The organism is Achromobacter sp. EG18 (genome assembly GCF_059759395.1).
Genome location: NZ_CM186213.1, coordinates 6,263,628 through 6,283,099 on the forward strand (window position 1 = coordinate 6,263,628; position 19,472 = coordinate 6,283,099).

Here is a 19,472-nt window from a genome sequence, read left to right on the forward strand (position 1 = left end):
CCTGGCAGGAAGCGGCCCCGCGGATGCGCATGCGCATCGCGAGGCCACGCGCATCACTCCACCGCCTTGACCATGTCTTCCAGCACCTTCTTGGCGTCGCCGAAGACCATCATGGTGCGGTCCATGTAGAACAGTTCGTTGTCCAGGCCGGCGTAGCCGGAGGCCATCGAGCGCTTGTTCACGATCACGGTGCGGGCCTTGTAGGCTTCCAGGATCGGCATGCCGGCGATCGGCGATTTCGGATCGTTCTTGGCCGCCGGGTTGACCACGTCGTTGGCGCCCAGCACCAGCACCACGTCGGTCTGGCCGAACTCGCTGTTGATGTCTTCCATCTCGAAGACCTGGTCGTACGGCACCTCGGCCTCGGCCAGCAGCACGTTCATGTGCCCTGGCATGCGCCCCGCCACCGGGTGGATGGCGTACTTGACCGTCACGCCGCGTTCGGTGAGTTTTTCGGCCAGTTCCTTGAGCGCGTGCTGAGCGCGCGCCACCGCCAGGCCGTAGCCCGGCACGATGGTGACGCTTTCGGCGTTGGTCATCAGGAACGCGGCGTCGTCGGGGCTGCCCGACTTGACGCTGCGCTGCTGGCCGCCCCCAGCCGCCGCGGCCTCGCCCGCCTGGCCGCCGAAGCCGCCCAGGATGACGTTGAAGAACGAGCGGTTCATCGCCTTGCACATGATGTACGAGAGGATGGCGCCGGACGAGCCCACCAGCGAGCCGGCGATGATCAGCATCGGGTTGTTGAGCGAGAAGCCGATGCCGGCCGCCGCCCAGCCCGAATAGCTGTTCAGCATCGACACCACCACCGGCATGTCGGCGCCGCCGATCGGGATGATGATCAGCCCCCCCAGCACGAAGGCGATCAGCGTCATGATGACGAACGGCGTCCACGCCTGCGTCAGCATGAACCACACGCCCATCGCCAGCATCAGCAGCGCGAGCGCCAGGTTCAGCATGTGCTGGCCAGCGAACACCACGGGTGCGCCCTGGAACAGCCGGAACTTGTATTTGCCCGACAGCTTGCCGAAGGCGATCACCGAACCCGAGAAGGTGATGGCGCCGACGAAAGTGCCGATGAACAGCTCGAAGCGGTTGCCGGTGGGGATCAGCGTGCCGGCGGCGACGATGCCGAAGGCGTGCGGCTCGGCCACCACGGCCACGGCGATGGCGACCGCCGCCAGGCCGATCATGCTGTGCATGAAGGCGACCAGTTCGGGCATCTTGGTCATTTCGACGCGCTTGGCCATCAGCGTGCCGATCGAGCCGCCGACCAGGAGGCCCAGCAGCACCCAGCCCAGCCCGATGGTGGCGGTGCCCGAGCGCGCCAGGCCGACGATGAGCGCGCCGGTGGTCAGCACCGCGATCGCCATGCCGGCCATGCCGAAGGCGTTGCCCAGGCGCGAGGTGGTGGGGTGCGACAGGCCCTTGAGCGCCTGGATGAAGCAGACCGAGGCAACCAGGTAGAGCAGCGTGACGAGGTTCAGCGAGATCATTTCGCTTCCTCCTTGGCCGGCTTCCTGTCCTTTTTCTTGAACATCTCCAGCATGCGCCGCGTGACCAGGAAGCCGCCGAACACGTTGACCGCGGCTAGCGCCACGGCGAACACGCCCATGCCGCGCGCCAGTCCGCCTTCGGTCAGCGCCGCCGCCAGCATGGCGCCGACGATGATGATGGCCGAGATCGCGTTGGTCACCGCCATCAGCGGGGTATGCAGCGCGGGGGTGACGTTCCAGACCACGTGGTAGCCGACGTAGATGGCCAGCACGAAGATGATGAGATTCATCAGGGTGGGATTGATCGCTTCCATGCTTTCAGCTCCTGCGCGTCACATTGCCGCCTTCGCACACCAGGCAGGCCGCCACGATTTCATCGTCGCGCTGGATTGCCAGCGCGCCGTCCGCGTTGATGATGAGTTTCAGGAAGTCGAGGATGTTGCGGGCATAGAGCGCCGACGCGTCCGTTGCGACCAGGCCGGGCAGGTTGGTCAGTCCGACCAGCGTCACGCCGTGTTTCTCGACCACCTTGCCTTTCTCTGACAGCGGGCAGTTGCCGCCGCGTTCGACCGCCAGGTCCACCAGCACCGAGCCGGGCTTCATGGCCGCGACCGTCTCGGCCGATACCAGCGTGGGCGCGGGGCGGCCGGGGATGAGGGCGGTGGTGATGACGATATCGGCCTGCTTGCAGCGTTCCGACACCAGCGCTGCTTGCCGCGCCATCCAGGCCGGCGGCATGGGGCGGGCATAGCCACCCACGCCTTGCGCGATCTCGCGTTCCTCGTCGGTCTCGAACGGCACGTCGATGAACTTGGCGCCGAGCGATTCGACCTGCTCGCGCGCGGCGGGGCGCACGTCCGAGGCCTCGACCACCGCGCCCAGGCGCTTGGCCGTGGCGATGGCCTGCAGGCCGGCGACGCCGGTGCCCAGCACCACGGCGCGAGCGGCCTTGAGCGTGCCGGCGGCGGTCATCATCATGGGGATCAGGCGGCCGTAGTGGTGGGCCGCCAGCAGGACGGCCTTGTAGCCAGCCAGGTTGGCCTGCGACGACAGCACGTCCAGGCTTTGCGCGCGGGTGATGCGGGGCGCGGCTTCCAGCGCGAATCCGACCAATCCGACGGCGGCCATCTGCTGCAGGCCGTCGGCATCGAAGGGATCGAGCATGCCGATGACCACGCTGCCGGGTTTCATCTGCGGCAGTTCGGCCGCAGACGGCGCGCGAACCTTCATCACGAGTTCCGCCCCCAATGCCTCCTGGGCGGTGCCGAGCGTGGCGCCAGCGGCTGCGTAGGCTTCGTCGAGATAGCGCGCCGCAGTGCCCGCGCCACGTTCCACGACAACGGTGTGTTTGCCGCCTACGTACTTCTTGACGGTCTCTGGTGTTGCTGCGACACGGGTTTCCCCGTCTCGGGTTTCCCTTGGTATCCCGATGTGCATCGACGCCTCTCCTCAGAAGGTTCGCCGTAGTTATAACGGATATACGCCCGGGGGAGGAGGTTCGGCGGGGCGCAAAAGAAAAGCCCCATGGGGTTAACCATGGGGCTTTGGGGCTCGCGCCCCGGTCATACCGGCCAGACTGACAGCTGGCTGCTGGCCGGCACCCGGCGCGCAGGCGTCCGGCGTCAGGCCGTCTGCGCGCGAGTCCAGTCGATCAGCGCGGCGGTGAGATCGCGCAGGTCGGCCTTGAGGCGGCCGTAGTTGGCCGACGGACGCAGGCTGGCCTCGTCCATGTAGAGCTTGCGGTTGATCTCGATCTGCAGGCTGTGGCGGCCTTCTTCGGGACGGCCGAAGGCGCGTACCAGCTCGACGCCCTTGTAAGGGTCGTTCACGGTCACGTTGTAGCCGCGCTCGCGTAGCCACGCCGCGATGAATTCACGGAAGGCTGGATCGCTGGTGCTGCCGTCGCGGTCGCCCAGCACGAAGTCGGGGTGGACCAGGCCGGGACGGTCGGTGGCGTAGGCGCCGGCGACGCTGGGCATGGAGTGGCAGTTGATGTGCCAGACCTTGCCGAACTTCTGGTGGGCGCTGTCGAGCACCTGGCCCAGGGCGGCGTGGTACGGCTTCCAGCAGGCTTCGATGCGGTGCGTCACTTCCTCGACGCTCAGCTTGCGGTCGTACAGCGGTGTGCCGTCGTCCAGCATGCGCCAGATCAGGCCCTTGCCCAGCTTGACCTTGGGCGAGGCATTGACCGCGTCGGGCCAGGCCTGGTCGAGCAGCAGTTCGTCGATTTCGTCCGGGGCGCGATTGGCATCGATGTAGGCGCGCGGAAAGCTCGCGGCGATCATGGGCACGCCCATGTCGATGGCGTCGCCCCACAGATCGTCAACCCAGGTGTCCTCGGCCGTGCGCAAGGCGCCAAAATCGACCGCGGGCGCGAAGTCGGGCGGGTAGGTGGTGCCGCTGTGCGGGGAGTCCAGCACCAGCGGGGCCGAGGGCGCCGAGTTCGGATATTGCTGCGGGAGGTCGAGCCGATAGGACAGGGGTTGGGTAATTCGCATATGGGGGTATTGCGTTCGTGAATCGGAGATCCCCGCGCGCCGCGCGGGCGCGGCGGGGATCGAAGATCGCTCAGTCGATCTTCACATTGGCTTCTTTGGCGATGCGCTTGTTCTTGGCGATTTCCGCCGAGATCTGCTTGGCAAACGCTTCCGGGCTGTTGGCGGCCGGTTCGGCGCCCAGCGCTTCCAGGCGCGACTTGACGTCGGCTTCGGCGCTGACCTTCTGCACGGCGGCGTTCAGCTTGGCCAGGATCGGGGCGGGCAGCTTGGCCGGGGCGACCAGGCCGAACCACGAGGCGTCGTTGACGGCGGGCAGGCCGACTTCGGCGAAGGTGGGCACGTTCGGCAGGCTGGCCACGCGCTTGGGCGCGGCGACGGCCATGGCGATCAGGCGGCCGGACTGCACGTGTGGCAGGGTCGAGGGCAGGTTGTCGTACATCACGTCGACCTGGCCGGCCAGCGCGTCATTGAGCGCCGGACCCACGCCGCGGTACGGTACGTGCATCAGGTCGGTGCCCGAGGCCATCTTGAACAGTTCGCCCATCATGTGCGACACCGAGCCGTTGCCGGCCGAGGCGTAGGTCAGCTTGCCCGGCTGGCTCTTGGCCAGCTTGATGAACTCGGCCATGTCTTTGGCCTGCACCTTCGGGTTGATGGTCATGATGTTCGGCACGGCGGCCAGGTTCGAAACCGGCGTGAAGTCCTTCTCGCCATCGAACGGCAGGTTCGGGTAGATGGCCGGGTTGATGCCGTGCGTGCTGACGGTGGCGATGCCCAGGGTGTAGCCGTCCGGCGCGCTGCTGGCCACGAAGGCGCTGCCGATCGAGCCGCCGGCGCCGCCGCGGTTTTCCACCACCACGGTCTGGTTCAGTTCCTTGCCGAGCTTGTCGGCGAACAGGCGGCCGACGATGTCGGTGGTGCCGCCAGGCGGGAATGGCACGATCAGGCGGATCGGCTTGCTCGGGTAGGCGTCTTCGGCATGGGCGATGCCCGAGGTCAGCGGCGTGGCCAGGGTCGCGGCGGCGACACAGAGACCTAGGACTACATTACGGCGTTGCATGGATTCCCCTATGAATTGGAACGCGACTGCGCAAAAGGCAGACGCAAACAGGAAGATTCTTTCGTGCAAGGCCGGTTTGCACAAACGAAAGTTTCTCCTTAAGCTATGACTTTTTTTCATGCCTCTTTTGCGGCGAAGTTTTCTTTTTGTAACTTCAAGCCCCGTCGACCGGGTCCGCAGGCATTCCCCCCATGAGACGGTTCTGTCCTTCGCTCACCGACCTGCAAGCCTTTGAAGTGGCAGCCAGGCACAGCAGCTTCACCCGCGCCGCCCAGGAGCTGTGCGTGACGCAGGGTGCGGTAAGTAAGCAAGTGAAACATCTGGAGGAGTTCGTCGGCGTCGAACTATTCCTGCGCATCAGGCAAGGGCTGGTCCTGACCGAGGCCGGCCGCAGCTACCTCACCAAGATCCAGGCGGGACTGGGCCAGATCGAGGCGGCCACCGTGGAACTGATCGCGCACCAGGGCCAGGGCGGCACGCTCAACCTGACCTGTATGCCGACCTTCGGCGCGCGCTGGCTGATCCCGCGCCTGACGGCCTTTATGCGGCTGCGCCCGGACATCCACGTGGAATTCCTGCCGCACCGCCAGGGCTACGATTTTTCGTCGCCCGAGCTGGACGCCGCCGTCCGTTTCGGCGAGGGCATCTGGCCGGGCAGCGGCGCCGACTACATCGTCGGCCGCGAGATCCTGCCGGTCTGCAGCCCGCGCCTGATTCCCGGCGGCTGTAGCGTGCCGGCGGACCTGCTGGCCTACCCCCTGTTGCACCATACTTCGGCCCTGGAAGGCTGGCGCGACTGGTTCGAGCAGGCCGGCTGCGACACCCGGCGCAGCCTGGAAGGGGCGCGCTTCGACCAGTATGCATTGCTGTCGCAGGCGGCCGCCGCCGGCTTCGGCGTGGCGCTGATCCCGCGCTGCCTGATCGAGGATGAATTGCGCGACGGCAAGCTGGCCGTGGCGATCCAGCTGCCGATCCGCGCGCGCATGGGCTACTACCTGTGCTACCCCGAGCAGAAGGCCAACCTGCCCACCCTGCAGGCGTTCCGGACCTGGCTGATGGAGGTCTCGCGGGCGGCCGAGCCGCAGCCGCAGGACGCGGCCAGCCCACAGTAAAATGGCATCATCATGAGTCAAACATCCACCAAGAAGGGCCGCGTTGTCGTCGGCATGTCCGGCGGGGTCGATTCTTCGGTCACCGCCTGGCTGCTCAAGCAGCAAGGCTACGAGGTCGTCGGCCTGTTCATGAAGAACTGGGAAGACGACGACGATTCCGAATACTGCTCCACCCGCCAGGACCTGCTGGACGCGGCCAGCGTGGCCGACCTGGTCGGCGTGGAATTCGAATACGTCAATTTCGCCGCCGAGTACAAGGACCGCGTGTTCGCGGAATTCCTGCGCGAGTACTCGGCCGGCCGCACGCCCAATCCGGACGTGCTGTGCAATGCCGAAATCAAGTTCAAGGCCTTCCTCGACCACGCCATGGCGCTCGGTGCCGAACACATCGCCACCGGCCACTACGCCCGCGTGCGCGAAGTGGCCGCCGAGGGCGGCGGCTCGCGCTTCGAGCTGCTCAAGGCGCTGGACGGTTCCAAGGACCAGAGCTATTTCCTGCACCGACTGAACCAGGCGCAACTGTCGCGCACCCTGTTCCCGCTGGGCGAGATCCACAAGACCGAGGTGCGTCGCATCGCGCACGAGATCGGCCTGCACAATGCGGCCAAGAAGGACTCCACCGGCATCTGCTTCATCGGCGAACGTCCGTTCCGCGAGTTCCTGAACCGCTACCTGCCGACCGAACCGGGCCCGATCCTGACGCCGGAAGGACAGAAGGTCGGGCGCCACGAGGGCCTGTCGTTCTACACGCTGGGCCAGCGCAAGGGCCTGGGCGTGGGCGGCGTGAAGGGCCGCCAGCGCGATGACGGCACGGCCGAGGCCTGGTACGTGGCGCGCAAGGACCTCGAGCGCAATGTGCTTTACGTGGTGCAGGGGCATGACCATCCCTGGCTGCTGTCCGGTTCGTTGCGGGCGCAGGACGTCAGCTGGGTGGCGGGGCAGGCGCCTGCCGCGGGCGAATACGGCGCCAAGACGCGCTACCGCCAGGCCGATGCGGCCTGCCGCCTGGGCGACGCGACCACCGAGGGCTTCACGCTCGATTTCGCCGAGCCGCAATGGGCGGTCACGCCCGGGCAATCGGCGGTGCTTTACGATGGCGATATCTGCCTGGGCGGCGGCATCATCGTCTAGGCACGCCGGCCTGTGACGGGCCGTTGCAACACCGATAGCAGTTCCAGCCAGGCCCTGCGGGCGTCGCGTCCGCGGGGCCTGGCTCATGAAAAACGGCGCATGCCGACAACGAGGAGAGGGATGTGGATGTAACGATGGTGATTTGCCTGCTGGCGCTGGGCGCGGTGGCGGGCTTCGCGGCGGGGCTGCTGGGCATTGGCGGCGGCATGCTGCTGGTGCCGTTCCTGACGATGCTGTTCGCCTGGAAAGGCATGCCGGCGGACCTGGTGGTGCACGCCGCTATCGCCACCTCGATGACCTCGATCCTGTTCACCTCGATCTCCAGCGTGCGCGCCCACCAGCAGAAGGGCACCATCAAGTGGCCGATCGTCTGGGCCATGGCGCCGGGCATCATCCTGGGCGGCCTGCTATCGGGCGGCGCGGTGTTCGCCGCGCTCAGCACTCTGTGGCTGTCGCTGTTCTTCGCGCTGTTCGTGGGCTATTCCGGCTGGAACATGCTGCGCAACAAGAAGCCCAAGCCGAGCCGCCAGATGCCCGGCGTGATCGGCACCAGCGCGGCCGGCGCCGGCATCGGCTTCCTGTCGGGGCTGGTGGGGGCGGGCGGCGGCTTCCTGTCGGTGCCCTTCATGGTCTGGTGCAACGTGGCGCTGCACAATGCGGTGTCGACCTCGGCGGCGCTGGGTTTTCCCATCGCGCTGGCCAACAGCATCGGCTATGTGGTGTCGGGGCTGAACGAAGGCGCGACCCGCCCCGGCATGCTGGGCTACATCTACTGGCCGGCGCTGCTGGTGCTGGTGTGCGTCAGCGTCCTGACGGCGCCGCTGGGCGCGCGCATGGCGCACCGCTTGCCGGTGCAGACGCTGAAGCGGGTGTTCGCCTGCCTGCTGTTCGCGCTGGCCGCCTACATGCTGTTCAAGGCCGGGCAGGCGTTCCGGGCCTGAGCCGCAAGTGAAACCGGCCGCGCAAGGCGGCCGGAACGGTGCGGGACGATGCCGGTGGGCGTCAGGCCGTCTTGGGGATGGTGTCCACGAACGACTGGCGCTGCGACAGCTTGTCGTACAGGCGCGCCAGGTTGGGGTGGTTGGCGCGCCAGTCCAGCTCGGCGAAGCGCAGGTCCAGGTAGCCCAGGCCACAGCCCACGGCGATGTCGGCCAGGCTGTAGTTGATGCCCATGCAGTGGGCGTTCTCGCCCAGGCTCTTGTCCATGGCGTCCAGGCTGGCGTGGATCTTGCCGTACTGGCGTTCGATCCATTCCGGGCTGCGCTGCGCCTCGGGGCGCTGCTTTTCCTTGACGATGGTGACGCAGGCGTCCAGCAGGCCGTCGGCGATGGCTTCCCAGCACTTGACGGCCGCGCGGTCGCGGCCCGGCTGCGGAATCAGGCGGGCGACGGGGGACAAGGTATCCAGGTACTCGACGATGACGCGCGAATCGAACAGGGCGCCGCCATCTTCCATGACCAGGCAGGGCACCTTGCCCAGCGGGTTGTACGTTTGGATCTGCGTGTCGGCGGACCAGACGTTTTCGAGTTCAAGCCGATAATCCAGCTTTTTCTCGGCCATGACGATACGCACCTTGCGCACGTATGGACTGGTAAGCGAGCCGATCAGTTTCATGGATTCACAAGCGGAGTCGGAAAGCGGCCGAAGTATAGCAGGCCGCATGGCGGCCAAACCGTCCGCGGGACGGAATCCCGCTCAGTTTGCCACAATGTTGCGCGGCCCTGAATGATAAAATCGCCGGGTTTTCCCACCCGCAGCTTTTTCCTTCCCAGACCATGCAAATCGCCGACCAGCTTAGCCAACTTAATGCCCTTTCGCCACTGGATGGCCGATACGCCTCCCGCGGCGACGCGCTGCGCGGGCTGCTCTCCGAGGCCGGTTTCATGGCCCACCGCGTCGAGGTCGAGGTGGCCTGGCTGATGGCCCTGTCCGATGCCGGCCTGCCGGAGCTGCCCGCCTTCTCCCAGGAAGCCCGCGCCCGCCTGCAACAGCTGGTGCGCGACTTCTCCGAGGCCGACGCCGCCCGCATCAAGGACATCGAACGCGTCACCAACCATGACGTCAAGGCGGTCGAATACTGGCTCAAGGAAAAGGTCGCCGACCACGCCGAGCTGGCCACCGCTGCCGAGTTCATCCATTTCGCCTGCACCTCCGAGGACATCAACAACACCTCGCACGCGCTGATGCTGTCGCGCGCCCGCAGCGAAGTGGTGCTGCCGCGCCTGCGTGAAATCGCCGCCAGGCTCAACGACATGGCCGTGGCCCAGGCCGACCAGCCGATGCTGTCGCGCACCCACGGCCAGCCGGCCAGTCCCACCACGCTGGGCAAGGAATTCGCCAACGTCGCGGCGCGCCTGAACCGCGCCATCGCCGCGATCGAAGCGGTCGAGCCGCTGGCCAAGCTCAACGGCGCCACCGGCAACTACAACGCCCACCTGTCGGCCTACCCGGAAATCGACTGGCCCGCCTTCAGCCAGCGCGTGCTGGCCGGCCTGGGCCTGACGCAGAACCGCCACACCATCCAGATCGAACCGCACGACTGGATGTCGGCGCTGTTCGATGCCATCGTGCGCGCCAACATCATCGTGCTCGACCTGGACCGCGACATCTGGGGTTACGTGGCCCTGGGCTATTTCAAGCAACGCCTGAAGGAAGGCGAGGTCGGTTCGTCCACCATGCCGCACAAGGTCAACCCGATCGACTTCGAAAACTCCGAAGGCAACCTGGGCCTGGCCAATGCCGTGCTGCGCCATCTGTCTGATAAATTGCCGATCTCCCGCTGGCAGCGCGACCTGACCGACTCCACCGTGCTGCGCAACCTGGGCGTGGGCCTGGGCTATTGCCTGGTGGCCTGGGACGCCTGCATGCGCGGCCTGGGCAAGCTCGAAGTCAACACCGCCGCCATCGACGCCGACATCGACGCCTGCTGGGAAGTCCTGGCCGAGCCGGTGCAGACGGTCATGCGCCGCTACGGCCTGCCGCAGCCGTACGAACAGCTCAAGGCTTTGACGCGCGGCAAAGGCATCACCGAGGAAGCCCTGCGAGAATTCATCCAGGGCCTGGCCCTGCCGGACGAACCCAAGGCGCGCCTGCTGGCGATGACCCCGCGTTCGTATATCGGCCTGGCCGCGGACCTGGCCCGGGCGGTATAGTCGCCTTGCCGCGCGCCGGGCGCGCGGCATCCTTGTTGTACTTACGGGAGATTGCAATGAAGAAGTTGTCCACGCTCGCCGCGTTGGCCTGTATGACCGTCGGATCGCTGCTGGCGACCTCGGCCCAGGCGCAGTTCGCCAAGCCCGAAGATGCCGTCAAGTACCGCCAGTCGGCGCTGACGCTGATGGCCTCGCACTTCGGCCGCATGACGCCGGTGGTCAAGGGCCAGGCGCCCTACGACGCGGCCCAGATCAAGGCCAACGTCGAAGTGCTCAAGACGCTGTCGGCGCTGCCCTGGGCGGCTTTCGGTCCCGGCACGGAAGGCGGCGACGCCCGTCCCGAGATCTGGAGCGACGCGGCCGGCTTCAAGCAGAAGCAGCAGGCGTTCCAGGACAACATCGTCAAGCTGTCGGCGGCTGCCGACGCCGGCGACCTGGACAAGCTGCGCGCCGCATTCGGCGACGTGGGCGCGAGCTGCAAGGCCTGCCACGACGCCTATCGCAAGAAGAAGTAAGCCGGTACCGCCCCCTGTGGCGCACCAACGAAAAAGCCCCTCGGTCGAGGGGCTTTTTCGTTGGTGCGCGGCCTGGATACCGGGCGTGGCCGGCGGCCAGCGCCACGCGCGAGCCCGATGACTACGAGAACGACATGTCCGCGGCGATCTCCAGCGAGCGAATCCACAGCACCAGGCCGGTGACACAGGCGCCCAGGATCAGGGCGCGCAGCCAGATCGCGAGGCCGTCCTGGGTCGGCGGTGTGCCGGGCGGAACGTCTTTCGGATCGACGTTGCCGGTGATGATGGCGCGCACCAGCCGCTTGCGGCGCACCAGGGCGTACCAGGTCACGGCCAGCAGGTGCAGGGCGATCAGGCCGATGATGACCCATTCATTGAGCTTGTGCCACGAGGTCAGCAGGCCGGCGGTGGACTCGCTGACGTGGCCGAACAGCGGGCCCTGCGTCATGATGTCATCGGTGGTGAACAGGCCGCTCACGGCCTGGAAACCGACCACCAGCAGCAATGCCAGCACCGACCACGCCCCCAGCGGATTGTGGCCGGCCGGCGCGGCCGCGCCCTTGAGATAGTTGGCCACCGCGCGCGGCCCGCGCACGAACTGGGTGAAGCGCGCATAGCGCGGGCCGACAAAGCCCCACAGCACGCGAAAGACGATCAGGCCCAGCGCGACACAGCCGAAGCGCACGTGCCAGTCCATGTACAGGCCGCCCAGCTTGACGCTGACGAAGGCGCCGACGATGCAGACGACGAGCGCCCAGTGGAAGAGGCGGGTGGGAAGGTCCCAGATGCGGATGGCAAGCCGGTTGTTTTGCATGATGGTCGCGCCTTGACTGCGTTGCCTGCGACTTTATCACGCACAAATGAAGCCGCCACGGCGTGGGCCGTGGCGGTTTTGCGCCAGATTAAGGTTGGGAACCGCTGGCTCAGCGAGCGGCGCGGCGCACCGGTTCGATGCGGTGCACGTGCTCGTGGCGGAAGCGGATACGCTGTCCGGGGACCTTCTGCGCGGCCGTTCCGCAAGGCACGATTTCGGTGGTGTACGTGGTCGTGCCGTCGATCGGCGCGTTGAAGATCACGGCGGCGCGGATGGCCGGGCCGTCGGCCGGTTGCAGGTAAACGATGTCGCCGATGTGGATCGGCATGTTGTCCAGCTTGGTATGGGCCGGGCGTCGGATCAGGTCCGAGGTAGTGAAACGAGTATTCATGTTGTGTTCTCTTTCAAGTTCTTGTTATGGGAATTGCTGCGTAGCGCATGCCACGAAGCGGGGGCGAGGGCGCTGTCGCGCGCCGCGCCCCGGCCACGTGCCGGGTCATGCATGACACTAACGCATATCCGCCGCCGGTCCTTTGCGCATTCTCATGGTTTGCGGGCGCGCCGGACTGGCTGCGGGGGCCGTCCCGGGCCTGGACCTGGGACGTTGCGGGCGCCGCCAGCCATGATTGGTGGACGGTGGACCCAGTAGGCGATGGCGTTACAGCGCCATCGCGGGCGCATGGCAGCGGATCAACGCTGCGTTGTGCGTTTTCCGACCGGGCCGGACTCGGCGGCATGGTCGGGGCGAAGGTTGGCTATGGCCCGCGCCATCGTCGGTGCGACGCGCAAGCAAACCGGCAACACAATTGCGTGCAATAAATGATCGGCAACCGGTTCCGCGTTCTTAGGGTTGTCTGTCGCGGAACAGGATGAACAACGGATTGGCCAACGGGGTTGGCCAATTGATTGGTCAACGGATGGTGACCGATGCCCCGCCGGGCAGCTCAATGGCTGGGCCCTTCATGCCTGGTTTGCTAGTGGGGCCCAGGCAAGGCTGAGCAAAACCCGACCAAGGCGGGGGACATAGCCTGGAATGTCAAATGGCTAAATCCAGGCAACTAACGATTATATGGCTAAATTAATGATTTCGCAAGGGTTTTTGTGAGGCGCGCCGAAATGAGTGCGATGCCACCCTTGCCGTCCGGCCGGGATGCCCCCTGGCGCGGGCGCTGACGCCCCCCGCGCCAGGGGGCAGGACCCAGGTCAGTGCGTGGCGGGGCGCGCCTGGCGTTGCGCTTCGATGATCAGCGCCTCCAGGCGGGGCGACATGCGCAGCGCGACCTGCGCGGCGGTCGAGCCGTCGGGACGGGTGTCGGTTTCCAGCGCCAGCTCGATGCGTTCGCCATCGAAGGCTTCCGGGGCGGCCTCGATCTCGGTATAGCGTTGCAGCAAGGCATCCACGGCTTTCTGCGCATCGGCCAGCGCTTCTTCGCCCAGGTGCCCGGGGCGCAGATACTGGTTGGCCACGCGGGCCAGGTCGTTCATGAAAAATAGCAGGGCGGCGGCGCCACGGCAATCGGGATGGGCGAAGCCCCAGGTGTCGGGGGAAGCGTCTTGGGTCATTCAGGCTGGAAAGACAAGAGGTGGCGGGCGGCCGCAGCGGGCCGGCAATCCTGCATTTTAGGCCGGGTCCGGCCCATTGCGGGGCGCTGGCGGAACGCGGCCAAGCGTGAGGTCCCGGCGCGCGGCCCGCACAGTGGGGCTGCGCATCCCGTTTCCGTGCCGCTTGGGGCATACTGGGCGCCCCATGATCAGACACGCACGCCCCGCCGACCTGGCGCTCCTGCCCGATATCGAACGTTCCGCCGCCGCCCGCTTCCTTGGGACCCCCATGGCCTGGGCCGCTGCGGGCGAGCCCCTGCCGCCAGCCGAATTGGCGCGCGCCGCTGCCGCGGGCCTGTTGTGGGTCGCGCCGGGCGACGACGACCGGCCGGCGGGATTCGCGCTGGCCCGGCCGATGGACGGCGACCTGTACCTGGCGGAAATGTCGGTCGCGCTGCCTATGCAGGGGCGCGGCCTGGGACGCGACCTGCTGCGGGCGGTGGTCGAACATGCGCGCGCCGCGCGCATCTACCGCGGCGTGGCGCTGACCACCGATCGCGAGCTGCCCTGGAATGCGCCTTTCTACCAGCGGCAAGGCTTTGTCGAGGTCCCGGCCCCGCAATTGGGGCCCGCATTGCGGGCTCGCCTGGAGGCGGAGGCGGCCGCGGGTTTCGACCCGGCGCGCCGCTGCGCGATGCGCCACACGCTGGCGGTGTGAGCCGCGAAGGCGCGCGCCGGTGGGCTGTGTCATATCGATTCGATGGCAACAAAATCCGCCCACCGGCGGCGGGTGGCGGACGCTTCGGGATAATCTGCCGGGGAGGATGCCGGCCGCCGGGCGGGTGTTCCCGATGCAACGTTTTACGCAAGGAGGGAAGGGCATGGCAATGCTGCGGATCTGCCTGGCCGGCCTGGCGGCGGCTTCGATGCTGGCGCTGGCCGCTTGCGGCAATCGCGAGCCGCAGGAACGCGCGGCCTTCATCGAGCTGCTGCAAAGCCGTATCGCGTCCGGGTCGCTGGTGCCGGTCGGCGCCCTCGGCGAAGCCGAGAAAGACGCCGTGGGCCGCTACGACGATGCCTACGAGGTGATCGTCGATTTCCAGTCCGCCATGGCCAAGGCGGCCGTGACGCTGCGCCCCATCCTTGCGGCCGAGCGCATCCAGTCGGTCGACGACATCGTGCGGCGGCGCGAGGCCCTGCTGGCCGCGCGCAAGACGCTGGCCGACAGCGCCGGCGCCTTGCAGGATGCCAAGGCCCGCGCCGACCGCGCGCGCAGCGGACTGGAGCTTGCGCCGGATCTGGCGCCGGTCTACGACGGGGTGTATGACGAGGCGGTCACGGCGCCGGCGGCCGAGTTGATGGACGCGGCGGCGCGCATGGATACCGTCGCGCGCGATGCGCTCGGCATCGCCGATTTCGTCGCGGCCAATGAGGCCGAGATCACGCTCGAGGATGGGCTGGCCAAGGTCGCCACGCCGTCGCTGCAGCATGAACTGAATCTGCGCCTGCAGGGCCTGAACGCCCAGTCGCCGGCGCTGGAGGCCGCCCGCGCCGTGGTGTCGCGAGCGGCCGCCGGCGAGCCCTGAATGCCGGCCGCGCGCCGCTTTCCGCGCAATGGCGCCCGCCGGACGGCCCGGGCCGGGGCCAGCGGGGGAAACGAGCGGGGCGGGACGCTGCTTTGTACAATGCGGGTCTCCGCGGTTCAGGCCGCGCCTTGGACGGAACATGAGCCAATCTTCCAGCTTGCACTACCGTACCTTCCTGCTCCTCCTGGTGGTGGTATCCATCGCGTTCGGCTGGCTGTTGTGGCCGTTCTACGGCGCGGTGTTCTGGGGCGCCATCCTGGCCATCCTGTTCGCGCCGCTGCAACGGCGGCTGGTGCCGCGCATCGGCGGCCGGCGCAACCTGGCGGCGCTGATCACGCTGGCCATGGTGCTGCTGCTGGTGATCCTGCCGCTGGTGGTCATCAGTGGGTCGCTGGTGCGCGAGGGGGCGAACCTGTACCAGAGCATCAAATCCGGCCAGATCAACTTTGGCGCCTACTTCCAGCAGGCCATGGAAGCGCTGCCGCCGTCCGTGCATGACCTGCTGGCGCGGTTCGACCTGGCCGACATCCCCAGCCTGCAGGAAAAGCTCAGCGCCGGCGCAATGCAGGCCAGCCAGTTCCTGGCGACCCAGGCGCTCAGCATCGGGCAGGACACCTTCCAGTTCGTGGTCAGCTTCGCCATCATGCTGTACCTGCTGTTCTTCCTGCTGCGAGACGGGCCGCAACTGGCCCAGCGCGTCAAGCGCGCGGTGCCGCTCAGCGAAACCCACAAGCACCATCTTTTCCGCAAGTTCACCACGGTGGTGCGCGCGACGGTGAAGGGCAATATCGCGGTGGCGGCTTCGCAGGGCGCCCTGGGGGGCATCATTTTTTCCATCCTGGGGATCCAGGGGGCGCTGCTGTGGGGCGTCATCATGGGCTTTCTGTCGCTGCTGCCGGCGGTGGGCGCGGGCCTGATCTGGGCGCCGGTGGCGATCTATTTCCTGTTGACCGGCGCGACCATCAAGGGCGTGGTGCTGATCGCCTTCGGCGTGCTGGTGATCGGCATGGTCGACAACGTGCTGCGTCCGATCCTGGTGGGCAAGGACACCAAGATGCCCGACTACGTGGTGCTGATCTCGACCCTGGGCGGCATGGCGCTGTTCGGCCTGAATGGTTTCGTCATCGGCCCGCTGATCGCCGCGCTATTCATGGCCAGCTGGGACCTGTTCTCGCCTCCGGATGACGTGGTCGCGGCCGCGCTGGCCAAGCCCGTGGTCCCGCCTTCCAGGCCGGCGACCCCGGCCTCGACCCCGGTTGCGCCCCCCAAGGCCGACTGACAAGCCTGAGCGCGCCTGCCAGTGGCCTGTGCGCGGTCAAGACGACGTCAGGGCCGAGGGTGTAAGGTGTGGTGGTGCCGGCCCGCCGGGGCCGGCGTCCTGTCTCCGCGGCGCCGCCGGCCTGACCCGGCTGTGCTGCGGATTTCCTTCATGAGGAGCGCGTCGGATATGGACTGGAAACTACACAAGTCGGGCTGGATCGAAGAGCGCAACTTCGACATCGAATTCGCCGAAACTCCCGAGGGCTACCATACCCGCGTCCGCGTTTTCGGCTTTCCCGTGCTGGAAGACACGCGAAACGTGTTTCCGAACGCGATGCTGGCGGAGAAGGGCGCGCTGGCGCTGCTCAAGAGCCAGTTCGCCGGCACGCCGGACCTGGAAGAAAAGTAGGCTGCGGCAGGCCGCCGCCTGCGGCCCGCGCAACGCACGCGGGCTTGCGCTGGAGACGGCGGCGGCGCGCCATTCAGCGCAGCGGCAGGCGGCGTCCTCCGACGATGAGGTTGCGGTCCTGGCGTGGCTCGGTATGCACCTGCCCCTGTGCCAGCGCCCCGCCCATGTCGACTTCCGGACCGCTCTCGGACGTGCGATGGGTCCTGGACGACACCACGCGCCAGCCGTCCTTGCCCAGCCCCTGATAGGTCAGGAAGATTTCGTAGCCCCCGGCCGTGGCGTCGGCGCGCGGCGGTACATACAGGACCAGATCGGCCGCGCCGGGGCCGGTGATGTCCGCATGGATCAACCAGCAGCGCGCAGCGGCCAAGACGGGGTTGGACGGATCGTCGGCAGCGGCCTTTTCCGCGCTTACGCATCGGTCCAGCTCGAACGGGTTTTCGGTCGCGGCGTAGCGCCACCAGGCGTCCGGCACGGCGCTGCCGGCAGGATGGACCTGCAGGCTGCCGGGCTTGGTCAGCGAGGCTGCCAGGCCGGACTGGCGCGGCCCCCAATCGTAGTATTTGCCCGTCAGTGCGTCGGCGGCGGCGATTGCGATCTTGGGCGATTGGGCCTGGGCGGCACCATCGGCCAGCCTGCGCACCGCCTGCCGGCCGTATTCGCCGCGATCGCGCGCGGCCGAGAGATAGCTGAATTCCTCGGGCGGGACGCGGCCGTCGATCAGGCGTTGCACCTGGCTGTCGACCTCGATGCGGTCGGGATTCAGGAGCGGCGTGTTCACCAGGGCCAGCATGGCCAGCGCGCAGAAGGCCGCGACGATGTTGGTGCCTCCCAGGATCGTGTGGAAACGCCGCGGCGCGAGCGCCGCCCAGGCATAGCCCAGCGCGTATAGCGTCAACAGGATCGCGGCGTAGACGCCCCAGATGCGCGGAATGGTCCAACCGTACTGTTCGACCCGCACGACGAGACCGTACAGCGCCACCAGCGCCAGCGGCAACAGGCCGCACGCCGCGACGCGCAGCACCGCGCGCAGGCGCGGGCCGAAGGGCGGCGCCTCGGGGCTGTCCTGCCAGGCGGAGTTGATGAGCTTGATCCACAGCGCGCTGAAGGCGATGAGCGCGCTGGCGGACAGCGCCACTGCCTGCAGGTCCAGCGCCAGCCGGGCCGCCAGCGCCAGCACGAAGGCGATGCCGACCAGCGCAACCAGCGGCAGCAGCCACGCGGTGAGCGTGAGCCAGGAGCGTTGCAGCGTGTCCGCCAGCTGCGGCCGGCGATGTACTCCCACCAGGCTGACCGCCAGCACCAGCGGCATCACGCCCAGCGTGAAGCGGGTGGACTTGACGACCTTGCCGACCGCGCCAATGCCGATCATGCCGAACATGGCGCCCGCGGCCCAGAACAACAGCCAGACCGCCAGGGCCAGGCCGCCGGCCAGCGCCAGCTTGACGGTGTTGCGCCAGGCCGCGCGGAACACCGCGGGGTAGTCCCAGCCCGGCCGGGATGGGTCCAGCGCCTGGATCAGGGGAAGCAGCATGAAACCGCTGGCGGCGGTGATCACGGTGGCGAGCGTGCGCGGGCCGTCATCGGAATAGCGCACGGGTTGCGAGCCCAGCAGCGGCACCAGGCCGTAGGCGTGCAGCGCGGGCAGCGCCAGGGCATAGGCCAGCAGCGCCAGCAGCCAGCGCCTGCCAGAGCGCATGCCGGCCAGCATGGCGCCCGCCAGTGGCACCAGCCAGACCCACTGGATCGCGAACAGGGTGGCGAACGGGTTGTGCCATGGCCACACGCGGTTCAGCAGCGCGGCATGCAGCGCCAACGCCAGCAGCGCGCCGAGCGCGCCGTGGACCAGGATGGTTCTTTCGGGAGCCGACAGGGGAGAGCGGGTTGCCATGGGGTCAGAAGTCCTCGCTGCGCCAGACCTTCAGCACGCGGCCGAAGACCTCGAAATCCATGCCTTCGGTGATGTCCCAGGCGTCGTACTTGGTGTTTTCGGACTTGGCCCGCACCACCAGCCCGGAGGCGGTGGGAATGCGCTGCAGCCGCTTGATGAAGCCTTCGCTGCCGACGCGGAAGAAGTAGATGGCGTCGTATTCGACGGCCTGCACGCCGCGGTCGACGATCAGGGGATCGCCGGGATTGAACATGGGGCGCATGGAATCGCCAAAGCCCGTGACGATGCACAGGTTCTTCGAGGCGGAAAAGCCGCGGACGTTCTTCTGCAGCCATTCGGGGCTGACGTTCCAGCTCTGGATGACGCCCGGCTGGTCGCGCAGTTCCAGGCCGCTTCCCATCGCGCCGCCGGTATCGAACTGGGCGATGAGCACATTGCCGTGATCGGGCCGGCCCAGCCGCCCGTGGTTGAAGGAGACCAGCCGGCCCGGTGGCTCGTCGGCGATGACGTCGGGCGAGAGCTCGTGCCACAGGTCGGGGTGGGGAAGATCCATCCAATGAGCGGGCTGGCCCAGGCCGGCGGAAATCCTGGCGGCCAGGGCATCGCCGACGCGGCGCGGGTTCTTGTCTCGCTTGCCCTGGAACCCCTGGAGGATCTGGTCGAGGTATTTGCGACTCACGCCCGCGCGTTCGGCCAGGCGGTCCACCCCCCCGGCCTGGAGCACGGCGTACTTGAGGTTGTTCAGTCGTATCGAGCGGATATCCATGGTAGCGATAGTAGCAATCCGCTACCTGAAAGTACAGTAGCGATTCGCTGTTGATTTTCAGGTAGCGAGTCGCTACCATGATTCCAATCCCGAAGATAGTCGGGGCGACCGCAGCCATCCCCGGCCGCCGGTGGCCCTGCCGGGACCCACCCCGCCGACCGTGGCGCACGAAGGGGCTCCGGCCAATGTGCCCTTGAATCGCTACCGGAGTAGCGACCGCCATGGGCGGACAAACCGGGATGA

20 protein-coding genes are annotated in these 19,472 nt (G+C 67.4%); 9 read left to right on the plus strand and 11 right to left on the minus strand.

Translation table 11 applies throughout. From position 1 onward, the window contains the following. Positions 1-53: 53 nt before the first annotated feature. From AC6CR5_RS28820 to AC6CR5_RS28840, 5 genes are all read right to left on the minus strand, one after another. Positions 54-1,493 carry an NAD(P)(+) transhydrogenase (Re/Si-specific) subunit beta gene (locus AC6CR5_RS28820; protein WP_498085123.1) on the minus strand — a complete coding sequence of 480 codons (1,440 nt, stop codon included), beginning with the start codon at positions 1,491-1,493 and terminating at the stop codon, positions 54-56. Continuing rightward, positions 1,490-1,807 carry an NAD(P) transhydrogenase subunit alpha part 2 gene (locus AC6CR5_RS28825; protein ID WP_006388447.1) on the minus strand — a complete coding sequence of 106 codons (318 nt, stop codon included), beginning with the start codon at positions 1,805-1,807 and terminating at the stop codon, positions 1,490-1,492. The genes AC6CR5_RS28820 and AC6CR5_RS28825 overlap by 4 nt, the downstream gene beginning before the upstream one ends. A gap of 4 nt (positions 1,808-1,811) precedes the next feature. After that, the gene (locus tag AC6CR5_RS28830; RefSeq protein WP_006388448.1) at positions 1,812-2,930 is read right to left on the minus strand and encodes a Re/Si-specific NAD(P)(+) transhydrogenase subunit alpha; all 1,119 of its coding nucleotides are present in this window, start codon (positions 2,928-2,930) and stop codon (positions 1,812-1,814) included. A gap of 185 nt (positions 2,931-3,115) precedes the next feature. Continuing rightward, positions 3,116-3,991, minus strand: coding sequence for an N-formylglutamate amidohydrolase (locus AC6CR5_RS28835; RefSeq protein WP_498085124.1), 876 nt, complete (start codon positions 3,989-3,991; stop codon positions 3,116-3,118). 70 nt (positions 3,992-4,061) lie between these two features. Beyond that, on the minus strand, positions 4,062-5,051 hold the full coding sequence (locus AC6CR5_RS28840; protein WP_024068252.1) for a Bug family tripartite tricarboxylate transporter substrate binding protein: 990 nt from the start codon (positions 5,049-5,051) through the stop codon (positions 4,062-4,064). 191 nt (positions 5,052-5,242) lie between these two features. Between AC6CR5_RS28840 and gcvA the strand changes: the two genes are divergently transcribed. From gcvA to AC6CR5_RS28855, 3 genes are all read left to right on the plus strand, one after another. Then, positions 5,243-6,163 carry a transcriptional regulator GcvA gene (gcvA, locus tag AC6CR5_RS28845; RefSeq protein WP_020924474.1) on the plus strand — a complete coding sequence of 307 codons (921 nt, stop codon included), beginning with the start codon at positions 5,243-5,245 and terminating at the stop codon, positions 6,161-6,163. A gap of 12 nt (positions 6,164-6,175) precedes the next feature. After that, positions 6,176-7,294, plus strand: a complete 1,119-nt coding sequence (gene mnmA, locus AC6CR5_RS28850) for a tRNA 2-thiouridine(34) synthase MnmA (RefSeq protein WP_006388452.1) — start codon at positions 6,176-6,178, stop codon at positions 7,292-7,294. Between the two features lie 122 nt (positions 7,295-7,416). Further along, positions 7,417-8,235, plus strand: coding sequence for a sulfite exporter TauE/SafE family protein (locus tag AC6CR5_RS28855; protein ID WP_047992308.1), 819 nt, complete (start codon positions 7,417-7,419; stop codon positions 8,233-8,235). Positions 8,236-8,296: 61 nt separating this feature from the next. Here the strand turns inward: AC6CR5_RS28855 and AC6CR5_RS28860 are convergent, their stop codons facing one another. Then, positions 8,297-8,908, minus strand: a complete 612-nt coding sequence (locus AC6CR5_RS28860) for a glutathione S-transferase (RefSeq protein WP_006388454.1) — start codon at positions 8,906-8,908, stop codon at positions 8,297-8,299. A 161-nt stretch (positions 8,909-9,069) separates the two neighbouring features. Here AC6CR5_RS28860 and purB point away from each other — a divergent pair, with 161 nt between their 5' ends. Both purB and AC6CR5_RS28870 read left to right on the plus strand, forming a co-directional pair. Further along, positions 9,070-10,446: an adenylosuccinate lyase gene (gene purB / locus AC6CR5_RS28865; RefSeq protein WP_241117238.1), complete on the plus strand. Its 1,377-nt coding sequence runs from the start codon at positions 9,070-9,072 to the stop codon at positions 10,444-10,446. Between the two features lie 56 nt (positions 10,447-10,502). Further along, positions 10,503-10,961, plus strand: coding sequence for a c-type cytochrome (locus AC6CR5_RS28870; protein ID WP_047992310.1), 459 nt, complete (start codon positions 10,503-10,505; stop codon positions 10,959-10,961). Positions 10,962-11,082: 121 nt separating this feature from the next. Here the strand turns inward: AC6CR5_RS28870 and AC6CR5_RS28875 are convergent, their stop codons facing one another. From AC6CR5_RS28875 to AC6CR5_RS28885, 3 genes are all read right to left on the minus strand, one after another. Continuing rightward, a complete protein-coding gene (locus AC6CR5_RS28875; protein ID WP_054448358.1) occupies positions 11,083-11,775 on the minus strand; it encodes a cytochrome b/b6 domain-containing protein in 693 nt (230 codons plus the stop codon). 109 nt (positions 11,776-11,884) lie between these two features. Further along, on the minus strand, positions 11,885-12,166 hold the full coding sequence (locus AC6CR5_RS28880) for a hypothetical protein (protein ID WP_006388458.1): 282 nt from the start codon (positions 12,164-12,166) through the stop codon (positions 11,885-11,887). Positions 12,167-12,978: 812 nt separating this feature from the next. Continuing rightward, entirely contained in the window at positions 12,979-13,338 is a 360-nt protein-coding gene (locus AC6CR5_RS28885; RefSeq protein ID WP_026384180.1) for a hypothetical protein, read from the minus strand. 184 nt (positions 13,339-13,522) lie between these two features. Between AC6CR5_RS28885 and AC6CR5_RS28890 the strand changes: the two genes are divergently transcribed. The 4 genes from AC6CR5_RS28890 to AC6CR5_RS28905 all read left to right on the plus strand — a co-directional run bounded on the left by AC6CR5_RS28890 (position 13,523) and on the right by AC6CR5_RS28905 (position 16,572). After that, positions 13,523-14,035, plus strand: coding sequence for a GNAT family N-acetyltransferase (locus tag AC6CR5_RS28890; protein WP_047993552.1), 513 nt, complete (start codon positions 13,523-13,525; stop codon positions 14,033-14,035). A 163-nt stretch (positions 14,036-14,198) separates the two neighbouring features. Beyond that, the gene (locus tag AC6CR5_RS28895) at positions 14,199-14,903 is read left to right on the plus strand and encodes a DUF3053 family protein (protein WP_054515392.1); all 705 of its coding nucleotides are present in this window, start codon (positions 14,199-14,201) and stop codon (positions 14,901-14,903) included. 139 nt (positions 14,904-15,042) lie between these two features. Continuing rightward, the gene (locus AC6CR5_RS28900) at positions 15,043-16,182 is read left to right on the plus strand and encodes an AI-2E family transporter (protein WP_045952796.1); all 1,140 of its coding nucleotides are present in this window, start codon (positions 15,043-15,045) and stop codon (positions 16,180-16,182) included. A 168-nt stretch (positions 16,183-16,350) separates the two neighbouring features. After that, the gene (locus tag AC6CR5_RS28905) at positions 16,351-16,572 is read left to right on the plus strand and encodes a hypothetical protein (protein WP_498085125.1); all 222 of its coding nucleotides are present in this window, start codon (positions 16,351-16,353) and stop codon (positions 16,570-16,572) included. Between the two features lie 73 nt (positions 16,573-16,645). On the opposite strand, the gene AC6CR5_RS28910 is transcribed toward AC6CR5_RS28905, so the two are convergent. Next, the gene (locus tag AC6CR5_RS28910) at positions 16,646-18,463 is read right to left on the minus strand and encodes a DUF4153 domain-containing protein (RefSeq protein ID WP_498085126.1); all 1,818 of its coding nucleotides are present in this window, start codon (positions 18,461-18,463) and stop codon (positions 16,646-16,648) included. Positions 18,464-18,467: 4 nt separating this feature from the next. Further along, positions 18,468-19,229: a S24 family peptidase gene (locus tag AC6CR5_RS28915; RefSeq protein WP_006388466.1), complete on the minus strand. Its 762-nt coding sequence runs from the start codon at positions 19,227-19,229 to the stop codon at positions 18,468-18,470. Positions 19,230-19,472: the final 243 nt, after the last annotated feature.